We start from the raw sequence: 2,234 nt of genomic DNA, 5'->3' as shown, positions 1-2,234 counted from the left end.
CTTGAACTCTTCCGTGTACCGCTTGCTGCTCATAGACACCTCGACTTGGTCGCCAGTTTAAGGCTACGAAGTGTCTAGGAAGGCCGGGGCGATTCAGGCCGCCGTAGCGGCGAAGCCGCGAAGGGAACCCACAAGCGCAGCTTGTGGGCGGTCCCTCTCGACGGAATGGTTAGGTGCGGGGTGGCTCAACGATGATTCCTAGATAGGTTTCAAAATCTTCGGCGGCGGCGATGGCATGGCCACGAACAAATTCAGATTCATCTTCAAACGCGGCCTTCACAATAGGAACGGCCCGCTCCGAATCAATGCTACGGCATGTGCGTGCAATATGCGCTAGCCCAAGAACGGCATTGCCTCTTACATTGAAACTTTCGTGGCTTGCGAGAGAGCAACAGATGTTTTCAGCCCACCCACGATCACAATCAGCGGCATTCATGCCGACCACAATTGGCACATAAATAAGCTCTAACGGATTGCCTTTGGCAATTACCGCCTCAACATCCGCTTCAGTCCAGCCCTGAGAAAACGGCCCCAATTTCTAGCACCTAACGTGGAGGTAAGCGGACGCCGGAGCGCGCAGCGCGGAGGGAACCTGCAAGCGCCAGCTTGCAGGCGGTCCGCTTGACCGCAGGGTTAGGCGATTTTTGCATTGGAACTTTACTTTCCGCGATTTCACTACCCCGAAATACGCTTATAAAACTCAACGTTGTAGCCGCTCAGAATATAGTACCCATCACCTTCAAAGTGAATGTGTTGGAGAGAGCGCTCTTTCTCTTCGTGCCAAGCGATAACCACGGAAGACTTATCGCGTGCGACAACCGAATAGGGGACTTTGTCTTTTGTGTCATCGAGCTCGGTGTAAATGTGCGTCTCGGTAAAGCGAAGAGTGAACTTTCCGAAGATGTTTTCAAATCGTTCTCGTGCTTCGGAAGATAGCTCTTTCTGATACTTCCAAAGAGCGACTGTACGCTCCTTGTCGGAGCGCCAAGTTCCTAAAAGACGACTATCGACCAGCCGTCTTGCCGGGGCTGAAAACGTGCTAGCCGATAGTAGGGCGGCATAAGCTCCGAAAATGCTCTTCAGTATGTGGCGGCGCATATCGGCCTAACGTGGAAGTGAGGGGGCGCCGAGCGCAGCGAGGGAAGCCAGCTTGCTGGCCGTCCCCTCGACTGTAGGGTTAGACCGCTTTGGTTCAATTGGCACTGTTTTCCCTTCTTTCCTGGATGACATTGTGCAACTGGCCAACCGATAGGGGGTTCACTTTCTCTATTGTGAAACCGAAAAATTTCGCAATCATCAGAAACAGGCTAATGCCTTCGCTGTGAAATAGATACTCGTCTTTACCAAGGCCAAATGCTTCGCGCAACGTGCCGTCGGCACCCGCGAATGACACACTAAACCGCTTTTGTAGTTCCTCAAGCAAATCGCTTCCATCATCGCCCGTAATTCCGAGATCGCGCTCTAGCAACGTGGCCTCAGATATTGGCTTTGCCTCCTTGATGCCCTGACTCTCCCGAATGCAGGCAATCACCTCAGCGAGAGTAACGGTGCTCGTCATTGGGTTGCGGTCTAACGTTTGACGTGAGGGGCGGCCGGAGCCGCAGGCGGAGGGAACCCAAAGCACAGCTTTGGGCCGTCCCTCTCGACGGAATTTTTAGGCAACACTACTGCCCACCTGCCGCCTGAACCCTGATAGCACGAAGAAAAATGTTGTGCCTTCCGAGGAATCTATAAAGATGCCTTCTGAATCTAGGATGCGGGCGGCGATAGCGACGCACTCCTTGCCTTGTGCGATGCCACCTGGGATTTCGGGGCTTGTGAGTAGCGAGAGGTCATTTGCCTCACCGAATGCCCGGACTGAAGCAAGCGGCGAAACTACCTTTGCGGGTAACGTTCGGTCGGCCCACGCCCATTGAAATGAGTTTTGCTCAGGAAAAGCGAAACCCACTGCACAGAGATTAGCCTCCACTACTCCAGTGCTAGACTCGAAAATGATGCGGCCTGATTCAAGGTCCCATTGATACTTGGCGCTCTGAAGACCAAATAGTTTCCTCCACGCATCGTTCTTGGCGTCGGCGGCAGTCACAGCATCTCTGCTCCATTGCGACCAATCCATACTGGTGCTCCCTGTTGTGTTGCCTAACGTTTGACGTGAGGGGCCGCCGTAGCGGCGAAGCCGCGAAGGGAACCCACAAGCGCAGCGTGTGGGCGGTCCCTCTCGACGGAATGGTTAG

Annotated in this window: 4 protein-coding genes; all 4 read right to left on the bottom strand. The window is 54.0% G+C overall.

Going from position 1 to position 2,234, the window contains the following annotated elements; translation table 11 throughout:
- Positions 1-169: 169 nt before the first annotated feature.
- Positions 170-535: a HEAT repeat domain-containing protein gene (locus C0V76_RS19805; protein WP_143707501.1), complete on the bottom strand. Its 366-nt coding sequence runs from the start codon at positions 533-535 to the stop codon at positions 170-172.
- 140 nt (positions 536-675) lie between these two features.
- Positions 676-1,098, bottom strand: coding sequence for a hypothetical protein (locus tag C0V76_RS19440; RefSeq protein WP_101944569.1), 423 nt, complete (start codon positions 1,096-1,098; stop codon positions 676-678).
- A gap of 94 nt (positions 1,099-1,192) precedes the next feature.
- Complete coding sequence (locus C0V76_RS19435) at positions 1,193-1,558, bottom strand: DUF1493 family protein (RefSeq protein ID WP_101944568.1); 366 nt, start codon at positions 1,556-1,558, stop codon at positions 1,193-1,195.
- Positions 1,559-1,654: 96 nt separating this feature from the next.
- Positions 1,655-2,116: a DUF6882 domain-containing protein gene (locus tag C0V76_RS19430; RefSeq protein WP_143707500.1), complete on the bottom strand. Its 462-nt coding sequence runs from the start codon at positions 2,114-2,116 to the stop codon at positions 1,655-1,657.
- Positions 2,117-2,234 lie beyond the last annotated feature (118 nt).

Source organism: Uliginosibacterium sp. TH139, assembly GCF_002855595.1.
GTDB classification, from domain to species: Bacteria; Pseudomonadota; Gammaproteobacteria; order Burkholderiales; family Rhodocyclaceae; genus Uliginosibacterium; species Uliginosibacterium aquaticum.
Note: the sequence above shows the minus strand (reverse complement) of the source record. Positions and strands in the feature narration are given on the sequence as shown.

Bases quoted from the DNA above. Each gene is read 5' to 3' on its own strand.
- C0V76_RS19440 (WP_101944569.1), bottom strand. From the start codon at position 1,098: ATGCGCCGCCACATACTGAAGAGCATTTTCGGAGCTTATGCCGCCCTA.
- C0V76_RS19430 (WP_143707500.1), bottom strand. From the start codon at position 2,116: ATGGATTGGTCGCAATGGAGCAGAGATGCTGTGACTGCCGCCGACGCC.
- C0V76_RS19435 (WP_101944568.1), bottom strand. From the start codon at position 1,558: ATGACGAGCACCGTTACTCTCGCTGAGGTGATTGCCTGCATTCGGGAG.